Raw genomic sequence first — 19,419 nt, 5'->3', positions numbered from 1 at the left:
CCATTGTGACTCTTGACAGCGGATTGGGTCATATGAGCGAATGGCCGACAAGCTCGACCTCGCCCGCCGCAAATACGTGCGGCCAGGCCTGCTGCATATACGCGCGCAGGTCGTCGAAGGGCTGCCAGTCCACCGCCTCGGCATCCATGCTCGAAATGGTCGGAAACGACAGCACGCGGCCCAAGCGCTCGCACGCGCCGACCTCGTCTATATCGGCAAAATCGTCCTCATGCGCAAAGAAGCGCCAAACCTCGGCCATGACATCCTTTCGATTGTGACGACAAAGGCCGCCCCACGGGAGCGGCCCTGCAACGTAAGCGTTTGCGGTCGGTTATTTGTCCTCGAGATAGCGAGAGAGGAACTCACGAGTGCGCTGGTGTTTGGGGTTGCCGAAGAGCTCGGCCGGCGCGGCATCCTCGAGCACCACGCCCTTGTCCATAAAGACCACGCGGTCGGACACGGTTCGGGCAAAGGCCATCTCATGCGTGACGACGACCATGGTCATGCCGTCGGCGGCGAGCTTGCGCATGACCTCGAGCACCTCGCCCACGATCTCGGGGTCGAGCGCTGAGGTCGGCTCGTCGAACAGCATGATCTGCGGATTCATACATAGGGCACGAGCGATGGCCACGCGCTGTTTTTGACCACCGGACAGGCGACCAACGGCGGCGTGCGCGAACTTTTCGAGTCCCACGCTCGTCAGATGCTCCATCGCGACCTTCTCGGCCTCGGCCTTGCTCATCTTTTTGAGCGTGACGGGCGCGAGCGTGCAGTTGTCGAGCACATCCATGTTGTTGAACAGGTTAAAGCCCTGGAACACCATGCCGATGTCCTCGCGCAATTTGTTGATGTTGCAGCGCTCGGCCGTGAGGTCCTGGCCGTGGAACCAGATGTGGCCCGCGTCCGGGGTCTCGAGCAGGTTGAGGCAGCGCAGGAAGGTCGATTTGCCCGAGCCCGAGGCGCCGATGATGGTGACAACCTCACCGGGATTGACGGACAGGTCGATGCCCTTGAGCACCTCGAGCGAACCAAAGCTCTTGCGCAGGCTCTCGACGCGGATGAGCGGCTCATTGGTCTGTGCGGCGGCCGCAACGCCGGTAATGGCGGTATCTGCCATGATGATTCTCCTCGTCTTGAGCCTAGTTGGAGCTGGGCAGCGTGGCCGGGGCCTCAGCGCCCAGCTTTTTGCCAAAGGCCTCGAGCAGGCGGCTCGCCACGAGCGTCAGGATCAGGTAAACCACGAGCGCCACGCAGTAGACCTCCATCTGGCGGTAGTACACGCCGGCGACGGTGGTAGTAGCGTACATGAGGTCGAACACGCCGATGACCGAAAGCACCGACGAGTCCTTGATGTTGATGATGAGCTCGTTGGTGAGCGCCGGAATCGCGTTTTTAATACCCTGGGGGAACACAACCTTGCGCATAGCCTGCCACTGCGAAAGACCCAGCGAGCGCGCCGCCTCGGCCTGGCCGGGATCGATGGACTCGATGCCGCCGCGCAGGACCTCCATCATGTAGGCGGTGGAATTGAGCGAGATGGTGACGAGGCCGGCGGTGAAGGTACTCCAGATCTGGTTGGCCTGGGCGGTCTCGAAGCCCATGCCGCGCAAAACGGTGAAGCCCGCGTAATAGATGAGCAGGCCCTGGACCATCATGGGCGTGCCGCGCACGATGGTGGAGTAGATGGTCGCAAAGCCGCGGCCGATGCTCTTGAAGAAGCGCGTGAGATCGTTGTCCACACGGTCGAAGGTCTGAATGCGCAGGAACACAAAGAGCAGCGCCAGGAAAAAGGCGATGACGGTGCCGAAGGTCGCAAGCGCGATGGTGATCTCGATACCGCGGATAAAGAAGTCCCCGCTCTTGTAGGTCATGTAGACCAGACTCGACAAAAAGTCGCTGGGGTTGGAGTCCGAGACAATGCTCACCCGCACCAGGTCGATAAACGACATGACGCAGCGGTCGATAAAGAAGATCGCCGCAATGGCGACCACGACATAGCTGCCCAGGCGCGCGCCGCGACGAAAGCGCTCGGAAGCAAACGGCGACGTTTCGCGATAGTCATTCCAGTGCATGAGTTTGGTGACGAGCGCCGCCGCCGACACGACGAGCCAGGCCCAAAGGATTGCCCAGAGGCAGTCTTGGAACACGCCCGTAGGCGCCAAGAAGCTCAGCGGCGTGGGGTTGCGTTGGCTAAACGCCAGGCCGAGCGCCGCGATGACGCTCGTGCCCAGGTACACATAACGGTGGTCGGCCTTGGTAAAGGAGGCCAGACGATTGATGGTTTTCATGCTGTCTCCCTATGCCGGCTGACGGTCGAGGCACGCGTCCCACATCTGGTCGCGCTCCTCCTGGCTGACGCCCTTGAGCGTATTATTGATAAGTTTGAGCAGCTTGTCCGAGCCCTTGCGGCAGCCGACGTTTGCCGCGACCTCCTGCTTAAAGCCCTCGCCCTCGGCAAAATGAATGGGGACGATACCGGGATTTTGGGCCATATAGCCCTTCTCGTTCTCGGTATTGTAGGTCACGGCGTCGCAGGTGCCCTGCAGCAGGTTCGAAAACACCGTGGGAACCGAATCGACCGGGTTCTTGTGGACAACGCCCGGGATCTCGTCGATGACGGTATCGAGCATGGTGTCCTTTTGGCCGAGCACCGTGGCACCGCTGAAGTCGCTGAGCTTGGTGGCGTTCTGGTAGGGTGAGCCCTCTTTTACGAACAGGCCAAAGTAGCCAATGAAGTACGGGTCGGAAAAACCGACGGACTCTTCGCGCTCGGGCGTAGCGCTCATGCCGGCGATGATGAGGTCGATCTGGCCGTTGTTGAGCGAATCGATAAGGCCCGAGAAGCTCTGCTTGACGGCAACGGGCTCGCCACCGAGGGCCTTGCAGACGATCTTGGCGATCTGCACGTCGTAGCCATCGGCATAGGCGCCCTGCACGTTGTCGATGGGGATGGTGAACTCGCTGGCCTCGGAAACCTGCCAGTTGTACGGGGCGTAGGCCGCCTCCATGCCAATGCGGATCTTGTCCTTGCCGATCACGGAATCGGACAGGTCGTCGCGACCGCCGCCCGTCGTGGGCTGAACCACCTTGAGCGTGGACGGGCGCTGACAGCCGGCGAGCGCGCCGGCGACGACGGAAGCGCTCGCAGCGAGAGCGCTACCCAAAAAGATGCGACGGCTGCATACCGGCTGTGGATGCGCGTCGCGTTGATGGGGAGAATGCATAATCTGCCTTCCCTGTTGAATCGTATGCTGACGACTTAACAGGATATACGCCAGCGACCAGCAGCGCAGCACAAGCTCGAAAAAATAATAGACACACGGTAGTCATTGGGAACGTCGATGTTTTGGCAATGCCAGCGAGCGCCGCCCAGAGCGAACAAGTTGGCATGAAAAAGGCAAGGCATAGACCGTCTGGTCATGCCGTGCCTTTTGAATGGCAAATTGTCGCTCTGGGTGGCGCGCAGCGTCGACCGGTCCACCGTTCGTCAGAACGGCGGAACCTCTAGAGCAAGGTGACGCTAAAGCTGCGGACGTCCGTCTCGCCCGGCGCCAGCGTGATGGTGTTGACCTTGTGCTCAAAGATGTCGTCCTCGGTGTCCATGGTGGTGTGGCCGGTCCAGGGCTCGAGCGCCACAAACGGAGCGTCGTTGGCGGCAGACCACACGCCGATGTACTTAAAGCCCTCAAAGTCGATCTTGACGCCGTGGCCCGACTTGCGACCGCGCAGCGTGAGCGTAGAGCCCGGGGTATCGGTGAACATGATGGCGTCGTTATCGAAGCTGCGGTGCGTGATGGGCAGCACGTCCGAGTTATCGGGGGCCTTGTAGCTGCCCTCGAACGTCATGAGGCCATCGGGCGTGATGATGGGAGCCTCGTTGGTCCAAGCCTCGGTAAACGCCAGCTCGTAATCCTCGAACGCCTCGTCTTCGGCACCGGGGGCGGGCACGTTGAATGCAGGATGACCGCCCACCGAGAACGGCAGGGCCACGTCGCCGGTGTTGGTGACGGCAAAGGCCTGCGTGAGCGTGGCGTCGCCGGTCAGGGCATAGGTCATGTTGAGCTTAAAGTGGAACGGGAACGCCTTGAGCGACTCGGGCGTGTCAGTGATCTCGTACGTTACCGAGGAGCCGTCCTCCGAAACCTCGACCAACTTGTGCTCGACGATGCGAGCGAGTCCGTGGCGCGGCATCTCGCAGGTGCCGGCCGCAGATGTCGCCATGTTGTTGCGCAGCGATCCCACGATGGGGAACAGGATAGGCGCATGCTTGCCCCAAAAGGCCGGGTCGCCCTGCCACAGATACTCGTTGCCGTTGAGGGCAAGGCTCGTGAGCTGGGCGCCCATGGAATCGATGGCCGCGATGAGGCCGCCGCGCTTGATGGTAGTGACGGTGGACATGCTACTTCCTCCAATAGTAAACAACGGTGTCGAGGGCTATTGTCCCACTCTTGGCGGCGGGGTTGAGCGACAGGTGCAGTTATTGAGCAATAGCGTAAAGGTCAAACCCGCCCTGCGGCGTGCTATCGACCGTATCGGGCGCCTGTGAATTAAAACTCACCGGAACCATGCGCTTTGAGGCACGGTAACGCGTGCCGTCGGTGGCGACGGGCGGCTCATCGACCGTGAGCTCGTAGTCGCCGGGCTTGAGCTCGATGCCGTCACCTTCGGAATTGACGTATTGGTACTCGTCGATCGCTTGCCCCTTGAGCGTGCGACCCACGATATGGACGAGCATCTGGCTGTCGCCGCGCGCGGTGTCCCACGTCGCGCCGTCCTTGACCTCGACCGATACATGCACCGAGCGCGTGCGGCTGAGCGATTGCTCGACAGACATCTCGACCTTGGCGGCGTCTTGGCGCTGCTGCTCGACATGACCCCAGATGCTGCCGATCGCCGAGCAAGCGATGACGCCGGCCATAAAGGCGATGAGAATGGGGCCGAGCGGAGAGCGACGGCCCGCGTCTTCCTCGCGAGCCAGGTTGGGGCGATGGGTGGGGGCGGGCGCCTGGGCACCCTGCGCGGGCACGTCGAGAATGCTGAAGGATGCCGTACTGCCGGGGTCGATGTTATGGCGCGGCTGCGAGGTCTTGGCCGGCGAGATGGACATGTCCGCCGGCTCACCGAGTGTGGCCGTAGCGTCAGCCTTGGCCTCGTCTGCCTCGGCTTGGGCCCAGGCTTGTTCGAAGGTCAGGGGCTCGACGGGGTCGAGGGCGGCGTCCGAGTCGGCGGCGGCGACGTTGCCGGTCTCGTCCTCGTCGCTCGACACGTCACACGGCGTAGGCTCGTCCCACTCCTCGTCCGGAGCCTCGCCCTCGCTATACCACCATTCAAAGTTATCGATATCCATACGGGGCGCCCCTTAGGCCTCGCAAATAAAACACTTGCTAGCCTTATACCCCCAGACGGCGCTGGAGCTCGCCGGCACAGACAGGAAAACCGTCACAACATTCGACGCTTTTCCTCGTTTTCGAGATTTTCATCGAATGTTGTGATGGTTTGGGCGGCAGCAACACCACGAATGTGACGAAGGAGCAGCCTCCTTGTCACATCTGGAGGGCGACGGGGATCTGGATGCAGCAAAAGTCCTCTTGGTGGGACTCGTCGTAGCTCGTGGTATCGAGGTAGCAAAAGTCGAAAGCGTTGCCGATGGGCCGGAGCGCGTGCTTGTCCATGCAGGCCACGATGGCACGAATGCCCTCGGGTTCGTACGGCATGCCCCAGCGGCTCATGCACAGGTATGTGCCCTCGGGCAACACCTCGACGCCAATCTCTGCCAGCTCGGCAGGATCGCTCGGTAGCATTTCCTCGGCACCGCGCGGCAGCACGGCAAAGGAGCCGGCACCGACGATGGGGTCGTCGGAATGCAGCGCCTCGCGACGCAGCATGGCGCCCCAGCCGCGCATGGGGCGCGTGCCCGTGAGCGCACGCATGCGCAGAATCGCGCGCATGAGCGTGGGGTGCAGCATCGAGCGGCCGCGCTCGATATCGGCCGGAAACTCCTCAAAGACCACGAAGCGGCGCTCGAACTGCTTGAGCTCCGGCTTGCCCTCGCGCTCGCGCCAGTAAACCGCCTCGTCGTAAAAGCTCAGACGCTCCTGCACGCTCGCGCGCTCGGCTTTGAGCTCGGCGATCTGCTCATCGAGTGCCTGCACCCGTGAGCGCAGGTGATCGGTCATCTCGCCAATGTCGAACGTCGAGGTCAGGCGGTCGATCTCGTCGAGTTCGAGCCCCAGGTCGCGCAGCATGCAGATCAGACGCATGAGCGGGATCTGCGTGGGCGAATAGAAACGGTAGCCTTTTTCGTTAACCACGGCGGGCTTAAACAGGCCGATCTTGTCGTAGTAGATGAGCGTTTGGCGCGAAACGTTAAACAAGCTCGCCATCTCGCTAATCGCATACATGCCCGTCTGCATAGGTCCTCCCGACACATCCTTTTTGCGCACAAAGCCCGCCGCCCACAGGGGCAGCGGGCTCAAACACTACTCGTATCCTACCCTAAAGACGCCTATGACCAGCGCTTATAGTTTGCACATGACACGCCGACGGCCTCGAGCGCCTTGGCGGCGATGTGATGCACCGCGTCATCGAGCGTGGCGGGGCCGTTGTAAAACGTGAGCATGGGCGGCATGAGCATGATGCCGGGCACGCGCGCCAGGCGCGCCATGTTATCGACGTGAATGGCGCTGAAGGGCGTCTCGCGCACCATGAGCACCAGGCGGCGCTGCTCTTTCATCTGCACGTCGGCCGCGCGCAACAACAGGTTTTCGCTGTAGCCGCTCGCAATGCCGGCGAGCGTCTTCATGGAGCAGGGCGCCACGATCATGCCGTCGACCGGATAGGTGCCGCTTGCGATGGCGGCGCCGATGTTCTTGTTGTCGTAGACCACATCGGCATGGCACGCAAACTCGTCGAGCGTCATGCCGAGCTCCTGCTCGATGGTAATCTCTCCCCCGCGCGTGACGACAAGCGCCGACTCGGCACCGGCCTGACGCAGGCATTTGAGGCACTCAAGGCCCAGCGCGGCACCGCTGGCGCCAGACACGCCAACGACAATGCGACGGGGACGGACAGAAGACTCAGGCATGACAACTCCTTAACTACTTGGTAGGGCTACTTACTAGAAAGCAATCTCCTTGGCCCACTTGTCCTTGTCGATCTCCATGAACTGCGAGCGAATGAAATTCTTCTTGAGGTCGAACGGAACCGTGCAGTCGAAGATGGCCTTGCAGGCGATGCCGTGCTCGCGGATGCTCGGGTCGAACGCGGGGTCGTTGGACGGGTCGAGCACGTGGCAGTGGCAGCCGGGGATGGTGATGAGGTCGACGTCGGCCTGGAAGCGCGTGGTCATGGCCCACATCACGTCGCTCATGTCGAAGATGTCGACATCCTCGTCGACCAGGATCACATGCTTGAGCTCGGAGAATGCCGAGAAGGCGAGCATGGCGGCGTTGCGCTGACGGCCCTCGTCATTTTTACTCGACTTCTTGAACTGCATGATGGCAACGAACTTGCCGCCGCCGCAGGGGGCAGCGTGGACGTTGAGCAGGCGGCCCGGGATAGCGGTCTCGACCATCTTGTAGATGGAAGCCTCGGTGGGAATGCCAGCCATGGACACGTGCTCGTGCGAAGGGCCGATGCAGCTCTCCATGATAGGGTTGACGCGCGTGGTGACGGCGGTGATCTTGATCACCGGGCAGACCTTGGCGCCGCCGGTGTAGCCGGGGAACTCGGGCATGGCGTAGCCGTGGCCGTTGACATCCTCGTTGATGGTCTCGTCGTGCATGAGATAGCCCTCGAGCACGTACTCGGCATTGGCAATGCACTTCTGCGGAACGGTGACGCAGTCGGCGAGCTCGACAGCACGGCCGCGCAGGGCGCCGGCGATCTGCAGCTCGTTGAAGCCGAGCGGCGTGGTGGGAGCCTCGAAGCCGCAGCACATGTACACGGCGGGATCCAGGCCGATGGAGATGGAGATGGGCATGTCCTCGCCGCGCTGGCAGTACTCGTCGAAGAACGCGCCCAGGTGACGGCTGCCCGGGGTGATCCACATGGCAAGCTTGTCCTTGTCGACGCAGGAGAAGCGGTGGATGGTCACGTCGGACTGGGAGCCATCGGGGCTCGTGCCGTAGGCGAGGCCCATGGTGATGTAGGGGCCGCCGTCGACGGGGGTGTTGGTGGGAGCGGGAACGATCTTGCGCAGGTCAAAGCCCTCGTCGGTCGCCTTGTACACGACCTCCTGGCAGTCGACATGCTTGCCCTCGGCGATCTGCTCGGGCGCGATCAGGTTCTCGAAGCGCTTACCGATCTCGAGGCCCAGATGCTCCTCGTCCAGGTCGAGCAGGGCGGCAACGCGCTTGCGGCTGGCAAGCATGCCGATGCAGACCTTGGCATCGTCAAAGCCCTTGACGTTGTTGAAGACCATCGCCGGACCCTCTTTGGTCGGACGCATAACGGTGCCGCCGGCACCGACGTGGCGATAGACGCCCGAGACCTCGGCATCGGGATCGACCTGGGTGTCGGTCTCGAGCAGCTGGCCCGGCATCTCGCGCAAAAAGTCGAGCGCGGAGCGCAGGTCGTGGATCTGGGAAGCATCGGTAGTGGACATAGCGTGCTCCTTTCGGGAGAGTGCCCGGCGGCGGGAGTGCCGCCGGGCTGGGGAACGTAGTGGGGCCACGGCGCTCATGGATGAGGCGCTCGGGCACTCGCAGTTCAAGCACTCGGCTAATTACAGCCAAGCACTCGACCGCTTACATCAGGCCAAAGAGATGGAACCAGGCGGCCTCGACCAGCACGACGATAAAGACGACCGCAGTGAGGGGAATGCCCATGCGCATGGCCTCTTTGGAGGTGTAGCCGCCGGCGTCCTTGCCCTCGCCGATAAGGATCGGCAGGTTCTGGAACGGCAGGATGTAGTGGATGTTGATGGACGTGAAGACGATGAGCGCCACGGCAAGCGGGCTTACGCTGGAGCCGGCCGCGAAGCTGATGAACGCCGGCACGCACACGCCGAGCACGGCCATGACCGAGCCCATGAACATGTGGATGATCATGGAGAGCGCAGCGACAAGCAGGGCGAACAGGAAGATGTTCTCGGGCACGGAGCTGGGAAGCACGACATCGGCGATCCAGGCGTTCATACCGGTGGCACCGCCCACGGAACCCACGGCCATGGCGGCCGTCAGGAACATGAGGGACTTGATGTCGACAGCATTCCAGCTGGCGGGAGTGAGAACCTCGCCGATGATGGGCATAGCGAGGCAGACGCCGATGGCCAGGGTGACCCAGCCGATGTAATCGCCCGAGACGGTGAGCCACAGCGCGATGGCAATGACAAGCCACACGATGGTGCGGATCTCCTTGACGGAGAGCTTGCCGAGCGCGGCCTGCTTGGCCACAATCTGCTCGCGATCGTAGACGAGCTCCTTGCTGGGCTTAAAGAGGAAGAGGCCCAGGAACAGGGTGCACAGCAGCGCGACCAGCATAGGCACGCTCATGTACAGGAACCAATCGACGAACGACGGGCTCATGCCGCCGGCCTCGGCGCTGTACTGCGCAACGAGCGGGTTGAGTGTGGAATCGCCCGTCAGGAAGAACATGGAGCCCGGAGCGGCAGCGGCAAACACAAGGAAGCCGAGCTTGCCGCGGTCGTCGTCACCGTAGCCGGCGGACTCGGCGATGACCGAGACGACGGCGAGGATGAGGAAAGCGCGGGGGAACGGATGCGGGATCAGCAGCGACAGCACAAAGGTGAGCGCGAAGATCGAGATGATGAGCGACTTGGTGTCGCGCACGAACTTGAGCATGAACGCATAGGCGATGCGCTCGCCCAGGCCCGACTCCTTGACCGCGCTGGCAATGAGATAGGCGCCGATGACGAGCCACATGGTGGCCTTGGTCCACGAGCTAAACGTAGAGGCGACCGTCGCCGAGATGCTCGCGGCGCCCGTGTCGTCCACGCACACCTTGAACAGAACGAGCAGCGCGCAGTAGAGCAGGCCCACAAAGCCCGGCTGCGCCACGCCACATGCCCAGAACACCACCGTGGCGAGCGTCAGTGCCAGACAGGTCTGGCCACCGACCGTGAGCTCGACCGTCGAGCTCAGCTCCGCCAAAGGAAGAAACTTCACCAGCAAAAAGACAACGATACCCAGCACAAAGCCAATTTCGCGCTTGGTGATCTTAAACGCCTTCTTTTCCGCTTCCATCTCCCCACCTTTCTTGTTGGGGGCGCTCCGGATTCGCAGCCACGTTGCCGCTTAAAAAGGGGCGCCCGTTATCGGACACCCCTTACGTTGCGCTGTGTTGTTGCAATACAGTCAAGCGGGATTTTTGGATGAGAAGCGATCCTCTGGGCAAAAACCGTCACAACATTCGACGCTTTTCCTCGATTTCGAGATTTTCGTCGAATGTTGCGACGGTTTGGATGCGACAAAGGGACTGTCTTATTTCACATAGCGAGGGCTGCGCGGATGGAGGGGACCTCCAGAGCCTCGCGGAGCCAGGGGGCCAGCTGCTCAGGGTGACCCTGCAGGTAGCCTTTGAGCTCGGACGGGGCCACGCGGCGCACTTCCGAGATCTCCTCTTGGTTGATATGCAGCTCGCCCGGCTCAACATGGACAAGGTAGACCTCGCACCATTCGCACTCGCAGCGACCGTCGCCGTGGTCCTCGCGGTAGGTCACGTGACCGAGGTGCTTGAGCTGGTCGGATGCGCGCGTGATGCCGAGCTCTTCGTTGATGCGACGCGCCGTCGCGACGGCGACGTCTTCCCCAGGGAGCGGATGCCCGGCGCAGCTGTCGGCCAGCACGCCGCCCCACAGGCGCTTGAGCGGGCTGCGACGGCAGAGCAGCAGGCGCGCGCCCTCGCCCCGCCCCTCGACCAGAAGCGTCAGAAATGCCTGGTGCAGGACGCCCTCCCCCGTATGGGCTTCGATGCGATCGACGGGGCCAAGCGCCTCGCCGGTCGCGGCATCAACCGCCACGACTTCGGCGCCCGCGCCGCCCTCATCCCAGCCGGCGCGCAGAATGCGGGCGGCGGCTTCCTCGAGCGCGGCGATGAGCTCCTTGGTGGTGTCGAGCACGCGCCGCAGGTCGTTCCCGCTCGCCTGTTCAACATGAAAACCCGTGCTTGCAACGACCGGCACGCCAAAGCGCGTGGCCAGCGCCGCCGCGATATCGTGCGCCGGGATCTCGTCTCGATGGCAAGGCACTGCGAGAATGCTCACCGTCGCCGTGCGGCCGGGCTCGGGGCGCGGAATGGCCTGCGCCGTGGCGCCCAGGTGTGCGAACTCCGGCGAGCAGGCGTAGACCGCCATGCCTCGCGGCGTCACCGTCAGCTGGGCCTCGAGCGTAAACTTGCCCTCGCCCACTGCAACCTTTGTCGTGTGCATACCCATGGGATCTCCTGTCGCCCGCGATGTACCTGAGACCATCTTCACCTGTATTGCGACTATACAGGCAAGCGCAACCTGTGACAAAGGAGGCAGGCACCTGACACATTCTGTTAGAGTTGCAGGGATTGAATCCCGCTTATTCATGCGACATTGGAGTGACAACCTTGACCGCCGCAACCACGCCTAAAAGTAAGTCAACCGCCGCCGCGCTCTCCCCCGCGCGCACCAGGCTCTGCCTGGCGCTGCTCGTGCTGCTGGGATTCTCGCTCGGCTGCTCCGAGTTCGTGGTCATCGGCATCGAAAGTGACTTGGCGACGGAACTCGGCATATCGCTTGCCACTGCGGGCCAGCTCATCAGCGTTTTTGCACTGGTCTACGCCATCGCGACGCCGGTGCTTGCGCTCAGCACGGGGCGCTTCCGTCGTTACCAGCTGCTCGTGTGCTACAGCATTATCTTTGTGCTCGGCAATCTGGTCATGGCGTTGGCGCCCAACTTCCAGGTACTGTTTATCTCGCGCATTGTCCTGGGATCCGTCTCGGGCGCACTGCTCGCCGTGGGCGTGACGTACATCCCCGAGCTGCTGTCCCCGCAGCAAACTTCGCTTGCCATCTCGGTGGTATATGGTGCGTTTTCCGTGGCAATGGTCTTTGTCACTTCGATCGGCAAGTTTGTGGCCGACACGCTCGACTGGCACGTTGCCATGTACGGCACGCTGGCCTTTGCCGTTCTGATCTGCGCCGCGCTCGTGGTGTTTATGCCGCGCGCCGGACAGACCGATGAGCCCGCTACCTTTCGCGAGCAGGCGGGGCTTCTACGCGAACCGAGCATCATCACCGGCATGCTCATCTTCTTGTTTGGCGTAGGCTCGGTCTATGTGTTCTACGGCTACGTGACGCCTTATCTTGAGCAGGTGCTGGGCATGGGTACCGTTCAGGCAAGCACCACGCTCATGGCCTACGGCGTGTTCTGCCTGATCTCGAACATCCTGGGCGGATGGATCGATGCGCGCTTTGGCATGAAGGCGCTGCTTGTGACGTTTGTGCTGCAGGCTGTGGCGTTACTCGGGTTGTTTGCTGTGGGCGGCACTATGCCGCTCGCGCTGGTCTTTGTCTTTAGCCTGGCGATGCTCATGTACCTGTTCTCGGTCTCATGCATCACGCACTTTATGGACGTGGCACGCAGCCGCCATCCCAAATCGATGGTACTCGCGAGCTCGGTAGAACCCATGGCGTTTAACGTCGGCATTTCGTTTGGCACCGCAGTAGGCGGCGCCGTGGTGAGCAGCGTTGGCATTGCCTACGTTGGCGCGGTTGGTGCCGCGTTCTCGCTTGTGGCCTGGGCGCTTACGCTGGTGACGATTAAGCTGGCTCGCTGGGAGCGCAAGCGAGCGAGGGCGTAAGCGCAGATGCGATACTCGAGCTCGATGATGGCGATCGAAAGGAAACCGCATATGCAACGTGTACTGTTTATCTGCCATGGGAACATCTGCCGCTCGACGATGGCTGAGTCGGTGTTTACCGAGCTCGTGCGCCGCGCTGGGCGCGAGGCGGAGTTTGTCATCGATTCCGCAGCGACCTCAACTGAGGAGATCGGCAACCCGCCGCATCATGGCACGGTCGCCAAGCTGCGCGAAGTCGGGATTCCCGTCGTTGCGCACCGTGCCCGCCAGGTGCGTCGAGCAGAGTATGGCGACTGGGATCACATTGTCTATATGGATGCTGAGAACGCGCGCGGCCTGCGTCGTATCTTTGGCGACGACCCCTACGGCAAGATTACGCGCTTGCTCGATTGGACCGAGCGCCCCGGCGACGTGGCCGATCCCTGGTACACCGGCAACTTCGATGCCACCTACCGCGGCGTACTCGACGGTTGCACTGCTATGCTCGAGCAGCTGTAATCGATGAAATGCAGAGTTTTTAGAGCCATAAATCGGATGAAATGTAGAAATTTGACCTTACTCGCGCACAGCACAACGACGACAACGCCTAAGCATAGGCATAAGCGAAGTCGGAATTCCCATATACAAATCGAGCGTGGTTTTTCTCCCACTTTGAGCGTTCAAGTGCGCTCTAAACGGGAGAAAATCCACGCTCATTTTCTCGGCGGGAGATAATCCACGCTCAACTACTCGTCGACGATCTCGGCAAGCCAGACGTTGAGGGTATCGACCTCGGGGCAGCAGAACTTTGCCGTACCAGGCTCGTTGCCAGGCACGGTTCCGCCATAGCGCAGGATATCGATATAGGGAAAGCCCACATGGCAGGCCATGGCGCACATCTTGCCGCGGTCTCGGTCGAAGTCAAAAACGTCGCCCGGCTTGTGACCATGGTGGCAGCGGCACGCACCTAGCTGGTCCACGCAGCTCACGCGGATACGCGGACGCTTGCCACGCGGCGCGCCGAGCGGCTTGTTCTCGCCCGCAGGCTTGACGCCGCCCTCGCCAGCATTACTCATGGTCGATCACGTCCAAGCAGGCCTCGATGGGCAGGCCGGCCGACTTGTCCTCTTGATCGGCATTGCGCTCGATAAGCTCGGCCACCACGCGCATGGCATCGGACGTCGCGCGCTGCAGACTCCAACCTGCCATAACGCGGCCGACGAGCACTGCCGAGAACGTGTCGCCCGTACCCGGGAAATAGACCGGAATGAGCTCAAAGGGAATCGTGAAGTACTCCCCCGCTACATGGTCGTAACCGATAACCGCGTTCGTGCCATTGACCACGGCGCTCGTAATGACCACCGACTTGGCACCCAACTCGCGCACGGCGTCCACAAGGGCGCGGGCCTCATCGGGCGTGATCTGCTCTGCAATAGGCGTATCGGCGAGCAGACAGGCCTCGGTGTAGTTGGGCACCGCGTAGTCTGCGCACTCCAGCAGGTGCCGCATGAGGCCAATCGTGGACTCGGGCACGCCGGCATAGAGCTTGCCGTTGTCACCCATGATGGGATCGACGAACACCTTGGTGCCCTTTTGCGCACGGCGGTGGCAAAAGTCCGAGATGATGCGCGTCTCTTCCTCGGTCACGATAAAGCCGGTCGAGATGGCGTCGAACTCAAAGCCGAGCTCCTCCCAGATAGCGAGGCTTTGACGCACGTACTCGGTGGTGTCGTGGATGTAGAACTTGGGGTAGTTGAGCGTGTCGGACACAAGTGCCGTCGGCAGATTGTGGATACGGTAACCCATGTGCGACAGCACCGGCAGCATGGCGGAAAGCGCGACCTTGCCGTAGCCGCACATATCGTTAATCAGCAGCAGCTGAGTATTCTTCATGAGGGTCTCCCTTGTTTCGGGCGCGGCGCGGCAGCGCCACAGTGCGACTAAGTGTAGCGCAGGGGGCATTGCGAGCGGGCGGTGGCGCCGTGGAGGTCAAATTGTTGCGGAAAGGTTTCGGAAAATGATCCTTTTTTTCCTCCGTCCCCAAGGGATCACATGCACCGAAGCGGACCGTGGCGGAATCACGAGTTGAGGACGGACAGCGAAAGCGTTCCTAAGCGAGCAAGGTGACGTGAAAGAGGAGGGCATAGGCCTTGTGGCCATGCCCGACGATTGAACGTCAGATTGCCGCTTAGGAACGCTTGCAGCGTCGAGCGGTTACGGCGTTTGGCAAAACGCCGTAACTATAAAGTTTGGTACCTTGACATTTATTTACCGTGCTCCTAAATTGGTTAGGCACAAAACAATTCAACTACCTAACTAAAGAAAGGAGCGAAGCTTAGATATGTGTGTTGAACCACTCGTCCTTCCGCATGAGCCCGGCGGTGACCCGTCGCAACCGGTAGACATACCCGAAGCGGTCAGCGCCGAAGACAAACTCGCCAAGCGCATCCTGAGCGGCCTGGGCTTTTGCGGCCATTACATGCATTTTCATGGCGGAGGCGTGTCCGGCAAGGCGCCCATCATCTGCCTGCTGGCCAAGCAACCCGGCGGCGAGATGTCGCAGCAGGAACTCGGCATGCACTTTGACCTCAAGCCGGGGTCGCTTTCCGAGATCCTGTCCAAGCTCGAGCTCAACGGCCTCATCGAGCGCAGCCGTAACCCCAAGGATCGACGGCAGCTCACCATTCGCCTGACCGAAACCGGCCGGGAAAACGCCCGCATCGACCAGGCGGCCCGCATTCGCTTTAGAGAGCAAGCCTTTAGTGCCCTCACCCACGACGAGCGCGAGCAGCTCGCCGAAATGCTCGAGAAAATCCGTGTAACCTGGGAGGAACTGGATGATTAAAACCCTCATGGGAAGCATCCGCGACTATATGAAAGTCACCGTTGCCACGCCGCTGCTCGTGCTTGGCGAGGTGCTCTGCGAGATGCTGATTCCATTTATCACCGCCAACCTGATCGACGCCATCAAAGACGGCGCCACCGTAGCCGAGATGCTTCCCACCGCGGGCCTTTTGGTGCTCATCGCGCTGACATCGCTTGCTTTTGGCGCCGCGGCAGGCGTCACCTGCAGCCATGCGAGCTGCGGCTTCGCCAAGAACCTGCGTCACGACCTGTTCTACAAGATCCAGACGTTCAGCTTTGCCAACATCGATGAGTTCTCGAGCTCATCGCTCGTCACGCGCCTGACCACCGACATCAACAACGTTCAGCAGGCCTTTATGATGATCATCCGTATCGCCGTGCGCGCGCCGCTGGTATTGGTCTTCGCCTTTACCATGGCGTTTATCATGGGCGGCAGCGTCGCCATGGTCTACCTGGTCATCATTCCGCTGCTGGGCTTTGGACTGTTCTTTATCATCTTTAAGGTGCGCCCCATCTTCTCGCGCGTGTTCCACAAGTACGATGCCCTTAACGAGTCCGTCGAGGAAAACGTCACCGGCATGCGCGTGGTTAAGAGCTACGTACGCGAAGACTTTGAGAAGGAGAAGTTCGCGGCCGCCGCGCGCGATGTCCAGATGGACTTCACCCGCGCCGAGAAGCTGCTCGCCTTTAACAACCCCATGATGAACATCTGCGTCAACGGCGCGTTTGTCGTCATCATCTACCTGGGCTCCAAGCTCATCATCACGAGCCAGGGCACGCTGTTCGATGTGGGCCAGCTCTCCTCGACCTTTACCTATGGTTTCCAGATTCTCATGAGCCTGATGCAGCTGTCGATGATCTTTGTCATGGTGACCATGGCCGACGAATCGGCACACCGCATTGCCGAGGTGCTGGCCGCCGAGCCCACGATCGCCGATCCCGCCGAGCCCGTGCTCGAGGTTGCCGACGGTTCCATCGACTTTGACCACGTGAGCTTTAAGTATTCCAAGCATGCGAAGCGCCAGGCGCTCGACGATATCGACCTGCACATTACGAGCGGCGAGACCATCGGCATCATCGGCGGCACCGGCTCGGCCAAGTCCACGCTCGTTAACCTCATCGCCCGCCTGTACGACACCACCGAAGGCGCTGTGCGCGTGGGCGGCGTGGACGTGCGCGACTACGACCTGGACGCGCTGCGTCACCAGGTCGCCATGGTGCTGCAGAAAAACGTGCTGTTTAGCGGCACCATCGCCGAGAACCTGCGTTGGGGCGACCCGAACGCCACCGACGAGGAAGTCCGCGAGGCAGCGCATCTGGCCTGCGCCGACGAGTTTGTCGACGGTTTCCCCAAGGGCTACGACACCTGGATCGAACAGGGCGGCTCTAATGTTTCGGGCGGTCAGAAGCAGCGCCTGTGCATTGCACGCGCCCTGCTGCGTCGCCCCAAGATCTTGATCCTGGACGACTCCACCAGCGCCGTCGACACCAAGACCGACGCCAAGATCCGCGCAGGGCTGGCAAGCTATCTGCCCAACACGACCAAGCTCATCATCGCCCAGCGCATCAGCTCCGTGCAGGACGCAGACCGCATCATCGTCATGGAGGGCGGCCGAATCGCGCAGATCGGCAACCATGACGAGCTGCTTAAGACGAGCGAAATCTACCGCGAGACCTTTACCTCGCAAAACAAGATGTCTGCCGAAGGTACGCAAGACGCCGACGACGTCTCTGGCGACGCGAACACGGCGGCAGACAACACCGACATGACCGCAACGCAAGCTCAGACCCAGGAAGGAGGCGAGGCACATGAGTAAGGCAACGACCGCCGAGCGCGCGCTCAACCGTAAGGGCGGCACCATGTCGCGCCTCATCAAGACGCTCTTTGGCTTCTATCCCGTGCTTTTGCCCCTTGTCGTCGCCGGCGTGGTGCTCTGCGCCATCATCAACTCCATCGGCGCGACCTTCCTGCAGAGCGCCCTGCAGATTATTAGCGAATCGTGGCAGTCGGGCGATTGGGAAGCCGCACAGCCCAAGATTCTGCAGCTCGTGACCACCCTCGCCTGCATCTACGGCGTCGGTGTCCTGTCCTCACTCTTCTGGAACCGCGCCATGGCTATCGTCACGCAGGGCTCGCTCGAGAAGCTGCGCGAGATGATGTTCAACCGCATGCAGGACCTGCCGATCCGCTACTTCGACACGCACCAGCGCGGCGATATCATGAGCCACTACACCAACGACATCGATACGCTGCGCCAGATGATCAGTCAGTCGCTGCCCAACCTGCTCATGACGATCATCATCATCGTCACGGTGTTCTTTATCATGCTGTACTACAGCGTGTGGATGTGCCTGGTCATCATCGCCGGCGTCGCCTTTATGACCTTTATGACCAAGCTGCTCGGCTCCAACTCCGCGCGCTTCTTCATTGCGCAGCAGACCGAGCTCGGCGTGGTCGAGGGCCATATCGAGGAGGTCATGAACGGCCAGAAGGTCGTCAAGGCGTTCTGCCACGAGTCTGCCGCCGAGGCCGATTTTGACGAGCGCAACGAAAAGCTCTTCGAGGTCTCGCAGAAGGCCAACATGTACGCCAACATCCTCATGCCCATCCTTATGAACCTGGGCAACCTGCTCTACGTGCTGGTCGCACTGGCGGGCGGCATTTTCCTGGCGCTGGGCGTGCCCAACCTGAGCATCTCGGGCATGGCGCTGTCCATCGCCGTCGTGGTGCCGTTCCTCAACATGACCAAGCAGTTCTGCGGACAGATCGGCCAGATCTCACAGCAGATCAACGCCGTGGTCATGGGCCTCGCCGGCGCCGACCGCATCTTTGAGCTCATCGACGAGAAGCCCGAGGCCGACGAAGGCTACGTGACACTCGTCAACGCGCAGGTGAACCCCGAGACTTGGGAGTTCGAGGAGGCGGACCACCACACCGGCATGTGGGCGTGGAAACATCCGCACCGCGCAACCGGCGAGATCGAGTACGTACCGCTGCGCGGCGACCTGGTCATGGACAACGTCGACTTTGGCTACACGCCCGACCACGAGGTGCTGCACGGCGTGTCCGTGTTTGCCAAGCCGGGCCAGAAGGTCGCGTTTGTCGGCGCCACCGGTGCCGGCAAGACGACCATCACCAACCTCATCAACCGCTTCTACGACATCGCCGACGGCAAGATCCGCTACGACGGCATCAACGTCAACAAGATCCGCAAGGCCGACCTGCGCCGAAGCCTGGGCGTCGTGCTGCAGGACGTGAACCTGTTCACCGGCACCGTGATGGATAACATCCGCTACGGCAACCTGGATGCGACCGACGAGGAGTGCATCGCGGCGGCCAAGCTCGCGGGCGGGGACGACTTTATCACCCGCCTGCCCGACGGCTATGACACCATGCTCACCGGCAACGGCGCCCAGCTGTCGCAGGGCCAGCGCCAGCTGATCTCGATAGCCCGCGCTGCCGTCGCCGATCCGCCGGCGATGATTCTGGACGAGGCTACGTCGAGTATCGACACCCGCACCGAGGCCATCGTGCAGGAGGGCATGGATAAGCTCATGGAGGGCCGCACGACGTTTGTCATCGCACACCGCCTGTCCACCGTGCGCAACTCCGACGCGATCATCTGTCTGGACCACGGCCGTATCATCGAGCGCGGCAACCACGACGAGCTGATCGCCAAGCGCGGGTACTACTACCAGCTGTACACGGGTGCGTTTGAGCTGGAGTAGGAACGGTTACTGACGGAGGGTGCCCCGGGGCGTCGGGGTAATTCCTCCGTGCTC

18 protein-coding genes are annotated in these 19,419 nt (G+C 61.6%); 5 read left to right on the top strand and 13 right to left on the bottom strand.

The window, feature by feature from the left end; genetic code table 11:
* Positions 1-28 precede the first annotated feature (28 nt).
* The 11 genes from DW899_RS05855 to idi form a co-directional block, all read right to left on the bottom strand.
* Positions 29-259, bottom strand: a complete 231-nt coding sequence (locus tag DW899_RS05855) for a hypothetical protein (protein WP_199570273.1) — start codon at positions 257-259, stop codon at positions 29-31.
* A gap of 72 nt (positions 260-331) precedes the next feature.
* A complete protein-coding gene (locus DW899_RS05850) occupies positions 332-1,117 on the bottom strand; it encodes an amino acid ABC transporter ATP-binding protein (RefSeq protein ID WP_117800291.1) in 786 nt (261 codons plus the stop codon).
* 22 nt (positions 1,118-1,139) lie between these two features.
* Positions 1,140-2,288 carry an amino acid ABC transporter permease gene (locus tag DW899_RS05845; protein WP_117800290.1) on the bottom strand — a complete coding sequence of 383 codons (1,149 nt, stop codon included), beginning with the start codon at positions 2,286-2,288 and terminating at the stop codon, positions 1,140-1,142.
* 9 nt (positions 2,289-2,297) lie between these two features.
* Complete coding sequence (locus tag DW899_RS05840; RefSeq protein WP_117800289.1) at positions 2,298-3,224, bottom strand: transporter substrate-binding domain-containing protein; 927 nt, start codon at positions 3,222-3,224, stop codon at positions 2,298-2,300.
* A gap of 280 nt (positions 3,225-3,504) precedes the next feature.
* Positions 3,505-4,398, bottom strand: a complete 894-nt coding sequence (locus tag DW899_RS05835; RefSeq protein WP_117757473.1) for an aldose 1-epimerase family protein — start codon at positions 4,396-4,398, stop codon at positions 3,505-3,507.
* 79 nt (positions 4,399-4,477) lie between these two features.
* The gene (locus DW899_RS05830) at positions 4,478-5,347 is read right to left on the bottom strand and encodes a hypothetical protein (protein WP_117800288.1); all 870 of its coding nucleotides are present in this window, start codon (positions 5,345-5,347) and stop codon (positions 4,478-4,480) included.
* 196 nt (positions 5,348-5,543) lie between these two features.
* Complete coding sequence (locus tag DW899_RS05825; protein WP_117800287.1) at positions 5,544-6,413, bottom strand: MerR family transcriptional regulator; 870 nt, start codon at positions 6,411-6,413, stop codon at positions 5,544-5,546.
* 92 nt (positions 6,414-6,505) lie between these two features.
* Positions 6,506-7,084 (bottom strand): UbiX family flavin prenyltransferase, encoded by a 579-nt coding sequence (locus DW899_RS05820; protein WP_117800286.1) that lies wholly within the window; start codon positions 7,082-7,084, stop codon positions 6,506-6,508.
* Between the two features lie 33 nt (positions 7,085-7,117).
* Positions 7,118-8,605 (bottom strand): UbiD family decarboxylase, encoded by a 1,488-nt coding sequence (locus DW899_RS05815; protein ID WP_117800285.1) that lies wholly within the window; start codon positions 8,603-8,605, stop codon positions 7,118-7,120.
* 142 nt (positions 8,606-8,747) lie between these two features.
* The gene (locus DW899_RS05810) at positions 8,748-10,205 is read right to left on the bottom strand and encodes an SLC13 family permease (protein ID WP_199570272.1); all 1,458 of its coding nucleotides are present in this window, start codon (positions 10,203-10,205) and stop codon (positions 8,748-8,750) included.
* A gap of 242 nt (positions 10,206-10,447) precedes the next feature.
* Complete coding sequence (gene idi, locus DW899_RS05805) at positions 10,448-11,389, bottom strand: isopentenyl-diphosphate Delta-isomerase (protein WP_158566578.1); 942 nt, start codon at positions 11,387-11,389, stop codon at positions 10,448-10,450.
* Between the two features lie 158 nt (positions 11,390-11,547).
* On the opposite strand from idi, the gene DW899_RS05800 reads away from it, so the two are divergent.
* Both DW899_RS05800 and DW899_RS05795 read left to right on the top strand, forming a co-directional pair.
* Positions 11,548-12,792, top strand: a complete 1,245-nt coding sequence (locus DW899_RS05800) for an MFS transporter (protein ID WP_233539920.1) — start codon at positions 11,548-11,550, stop codon at positions 12,790-12,792.
* 51 nt (positions 12,793-12,843) lie between these two features.
* A complete protein-coding gene (locus DW899_RS05795; RefSeq protein ID WP_195404543.1) occupies positions 12,844-13,290 on the top strand; it encodes a low molecular weight protein-tyrosine-phosphatase in 447 nt (148 codons plus the stop codon).
* A 227-nt stretch (positions 13,291-13,517) separates the two neighbouring features.
* On the opposite strand, the gene DW899_RS05790 is transcribed toward DW899_RS05795, so the two are convergent.
* Together DW899_RS05790 and DW899_RS05785 are read right to left on the bottom strand one after the other, a co-directional pair.
* Complete coding sequence (locus tag DW899_RS05790; RefSeq protein WP_192934641.1) at positions 13,518-13,847, bottom strand: TIGR04076 family protein; 330 nt, start codon at positions 13,845-13,847, stop codon at positions 13,518-13,520.
* Positions 13,840-14,664 carry a PfkB family carbohydrate kinase gene (locus tag DW899_RS05785; protein WP_117797594.1) on the bottom strand — a complete coding sequence of 275 codons (825 nt, stop codon included), beginning with the start codon at positions 14,662-14,664 and terminating at the stop codon, positions 13,840-13,842. The genes DW899_RS05790 and DW899_RS05785 overlap by 8 nt, the downstream gene beginning before the upstream one ends.
* A 448-nt stretch (positions 14,665-15,112) precedes the next feature.
* Between DW899_RS05785 and DW899_RS05780 the strand changes: the two genes are divergently transcribed.
* Genes DW899_RS05780 through DW899_RS05770 form a run of 3 tightly spaced genes read left to right on the top strand, consistent with a single transcriptional unit; the run spans position 15,113 to position 19,365 of the window.
* The gene (locus tag DW899_RS05780; RefSeq protein ID WP_117800283.1) at positions 15,113-15,616 is read left to right on the top strand and encodes a MarR family winged helix-turn-helix transcriptional regulator; all 504 of its coding nucleotides are present in this window, start codon (positions 15,113-15,115) and stop codon (positions 15,614-15,616) included.
* Positions 15,609-17,453 (top strand): ABC transporter ATP-binding protein, encoded by a 1,845-nt coding sequence (locus DW899_RS05775; RefSeq protein ID WP_233539919.1) that lies wholly within the window; start codon positions 15,609-15,611, stop codon positions 17,451-17,453. Before DW899_RS05780 ends, DW899_RS05775 begins: the two co-directional genes overlap by 8 nt.
* Positions 17,446-19,365: an ABC transporter ATP-binding protein gene (locus DW899_RS05770; protein WP_117800282.1), complete on the top strand. Its 1,920-nt coding sequence runs from the start codon at positions 17,446-17,448 to the stop codon at positions 19,363-19,365. The genes DW899_RS05775 and DW899_RS05770 overlap by 8 nt, the downstream gene beginning before the upstream one ends.
* Positions 19,366-19,419 lie beyond the last annotated feature (54 nt).

Source organism: Collinsella sp. AM41-2BH (assembly GCF_003468085.1).
Lineage (GTDB): Bacteria > Actinomycetota > Coriobacteriia > Coriobacteriales > Coriobacteriaceae > Collinsella.
Note: the sequence above shows the minus strand (reverse complement) of the source record. Positions and strands in the feature narration are given on the sequence as shown.

What these genes read in the sequence shown, in the direction of transcription:
- DW899_RS05810 (WP_199570272.1), bottom strand. Translation starts at nt 10,205, where the DNA reads ATGGAAGCGGAAAAGAAGGCGTTTAAGATCACCAAGCGCGAAATTGGC.
- DW899_RS05785 (WP_117797594.1), bottom strand. Translation starts at nt 14,664, where the DNA reads ATGAAGAATACTCAGCTGCTGCTGATTAACGATATGTGCGGCTACGGC.
- DW899_RS05820 (WP_117800286.1), bottom strand. Translation starts at nt 7,084, where the DNA reads ATGCCTGAGTCTTCTGTCCGTCCCCGTCGCATTGTCGTTGGCGTGTCT.
- DW899_RS05830 (WP_117800288.1), bottom strand. Translation starts at nt 5,347, where the DNA reads ATGGATATCGATAACTTTGAATGGTGGTATAGCGAGGGCGAGGCTCCG.
- DW899_RS05850 (WP_117800291.1), bottom strand. Translation starts at nt 1,117, where the DNA reads ATGGCAGATACCGCCATTACCGGCGTTGCGGCCGCCGCACAGACCAAT.
- DW899_RS05815 (WP_117800285.1), bottom strand. Translation starts at nt 8,605, where the DNA reads ATGTCCACTACCGATGCTTCCCAGATCCACGACCTGCGCTCCGCGCTC.
- DW899_RS05840 (WP_117800289.1), bottom strand. Translation starts at nt 3,224, where the DNA reads ATGCATTCTCCCCATCAACGCGACGCGCATCCACAGCCGGTATGCAGC.
- DW899_RS05770 (WP_117800282.1), top strand. Translation starts at nt 17,446, where the DNA reads ATGAGTAAGGCAACGACCGCCGAGCGCGCGCTCAACCGTAAGGGCGGC.
- idi (WP_158566578.1), bottom strand. Translation starts at nt 11,389, where the DNA reads ATGCACACGACAAAGGTTGCAGTGGGCGAGGGCAAGTTTACGCTCGAG.
- DW899_RS05775 (WP_233539919.1), top strand. Translation starts at nt 15,609, where the DNA reads ATGATTAAAACCCTCATGGGAAGCATCCGCGACTATATGAAAGTCACC.
- DW899_RS05845 (WP_117800290.1), bottom strand. Translation starts at nt 2,288, where the DNA reads ATGAAAACCATCAATCGTCTGGCCTCCTTTACCAAGGCCGACCACCGT.
- DW899_RS05780 (WP_117800283.1), top strand. Translation starts at nt 15,113, where the DNA reads ATGTGTGTTGAACCACTCGTCCTTCCGCATGAGCCCGGCGGTGACCCG.
- DW899_RS05790 (WP_192934641.1), bottom strand. Translation starts at nt 13,847, where the DNA reads ATGAGTAATGCTGGCGAGGGCGGCGTCAAGCCTGCGGGCGAGAACAAG.
- DW899_RS05825 (WP_117800287.1), bottom strand. Translation starts at nt 6,413, where the DNA reads ATGCAGACGGGCATGTATGCGATTAGCGAGATGGCGAGCTTGTTTAAC.
- DW899_RS05855 (WP_199570273.1), bottom strand. Translation starts at nt 259, where the DNA reads ATGGCCGAGGTTTGGCGCTTCTTTGCGCATGAGGACGATTTTGCCGAT.
- DW899_RS05795 (WP_195404543.1), top strand. Translation starts at nt 12,844, where the DNA reads ATGCAACGTGTACTGTTTATCTGCCATGGGAACATCTGCCGCTCGACG.
- DW899_RS05835 (WP_117757473.1), bottom strand. Translation starts at nt 4,398, where the DNA reads ATGTCCACCGTCACTACCATCAAGCGCGGCGGCCTCATCGCGGCCATC.